Annotated in this window: 1 protein-coding gene; it reads right to left on the bottom strand. The window is 42.9% G+C overall.

The window, feature by feature from the left end:
• Nucleotides 1-7 precede the first annotated feature (7 nt).
• Nucleotides 8-970 (bottom strand): IS30 family transposase, encoded by a 963-nt coding sequence (locus Q1A31_RS20905; RefSeq protein WP_299881754.1) that lies wholly within the window; start codon nucleotides 968-970, stop codon nucleotides 8-10.
• Between the last annotated feature and the right edge of the window lie 101 nt (nucleotides 971-1,071).

Raw genomic sequence — 1,071 nt, 5'->3', positions numbered from 1 at the left:
GGTGAATTCAACTATTAAATGCAATATTCGTTCCTTTGTAGAATACCTCATTCGGTGTTCTAACATTCAATGTTTTTCGGGGCCGGTTATTTAATCTATGCATGATGAAATCGATCCTGCTTTGTTTTACGTCATCAAAGCTACTCCTCTTGGGTAAATACTGTCTTATTAACCCATTGGTGTTCTCGTTTAATCCACGGTCGCCTGAGCAATAAGGTCTGGCAAAGTACGCCTGACATTCTAATTCCTTGTCGATTTCACGGTGCTCGGCAAACTCAGGACCGTTGTCGTAAGTGAGCGTGTGCACAAAGCTTGATAGTGTGCCTAATAGCTTTAACATCGTTTCTTTTACGGCTTGGGCGGTTTTTCTGGCAGAAAGCCCTATGAGGCAGAGCTTTGATTTTCGTTCAACCAAGGTGACTAATACCACACCTCCCTGGCGACCAATCATGGTGTCAACTTCCCAATCACCGTAAAATTTGCGTTGATTAATAAATTCAGGACGTTCTTCAATTGTCTGTCGTTCGCCTAGTACGTTTTTATTCCATGTGCCGCCGTATTTTTTACGGTGTGAAGGTTTTCCACGTAAATGCTTATGTAGCGTACCTCCAGCGCGCTTGTCTTTCTTAATGTGTTGATAGATCCATTCGTGACTGATGTAAATATCTTCACGCGTTACTAGCCAATCAGAGACTTGTTCAGGGCTAAATTCTTGTTGAAGCCAGTAGTCAACGCGCGCCCAATGTTCGACGGAAATACGCGGCTTTACCTTGCCTTTACGCCGTGCCAGCGTGAGGTAATGTGCGTTCTTAAGGTAATTACCTCGTGTGCCTGAATTAAGCTTAAGTTCTCTGCTTATCGTCGAAGGATCGACACCGAGTATGTTTGCCATCTGGTACTGTTTTAAGTCGGTTTGCAGCATGTTGTAAAGGTGGTAACGTTGTTCTCGGGTAAGTTGTTTGTGAGCCATATGTAATTCTCGAATTGGTCTTTGGAAATTGGATTAGTTTACGGCAACTTACCCTTTCCTTAGATTGTTTCAAAGAATTGCATTTAGTTGTTGAATTCACC

The sequence above is a fragment of the uncultured Cocleimonas sp. genome (assembly GCF_947495625.1).
Lineage (GTDB): Bacteria > Pseudomonadota > Gammaproteobacteria > Thiotrichales > Thiotrichaceae > Cocleimonas.
The sequence above is the reverse complement of the archived record's forward strand: the minus strand, read 5'-3'. Positions and strand labels throughout refer to the sequence as shown.